This window comes from Frankia tisae (genome assembly GCF_025403405.1).
Classification (GTDB): domain Bacteria; phylum Actinomycetota; class Actinomycetes; order Frankiales; family Frankiaceae; genus Frankia; species Frankia tisai.
Genome location: NZ_JANEZT010000777.1, coordinates 1 through 619 on the forward strand (window position 1 = coordinate 1; position 619 = coordinate 619).

Annotated in this window: 1 protein-coding gene; it reads right to left on the reverse strand. The window is 74.2% G+C overall.

All coding sequences use genetic code 11. The features are described from left to right. Positions 1-205: 205 nt before the first annotated feature. Positions 206-619, reverse strand: a 414-nt coding sequence (locus tag NBZ85_RS31635; protein WP_261563482.1) for an MOSC domain-containing protein, incomplete at its 5' end; no start/stop codon positions are given.

Sequence of the window (619 nt, forward strand, 5' to 3'; positions counted from 1 at the left end):
CGTAGCACAGGACCCACGACGACACCGAAACTGACGATCATGCCTTTCGTTGACCTCGACCCGGTCCAGCTCCGCCACGAGGCGCTGCCGTTTGCACGGCAAGGCGGCCCTGGTCACCGGCGTCAGCCGACGTGCGGGCATCGGATACGCCACCGCCAGTTGCACTATCCGACGTCGCCAGAGCAACCCGGCGGCCCGCGCCGCGTCAGGAACGGCTGCGGCGCCGCGGGGCCGTGCGCTCGCGGGCCCAGTCGTACCAGGACGCCGGCAGGTCGGGGGCGTCGAGCACCGTCGCGGCCACAGCGGCGTCGTGCCCGTGGTAGGCACGGGCGAGCGCGCTGACCCCGACCGCCGCCGGCGCACCCGGCGTGACGTCGATGGCGTCGCCCGCACCCAGCTCCCCCTCGACGAGCACCCGCAGGTAGATCCCCGGCCGCCCGGCGGCGGCGAACCGCCGCGGCAGGCTGCGATCGGCGAAGCGGATCCCGAGCTTGAAGCACGGGATGCGCGGCTGGGCGACCTGCAGTCGCGCCGACCCGATCGACCACACCTCGCCGACGACGACGCCGGCGGTGTCCAGCCCGGCGATGGTCAGGTTCTCCCCGAACGCCCCCACCGG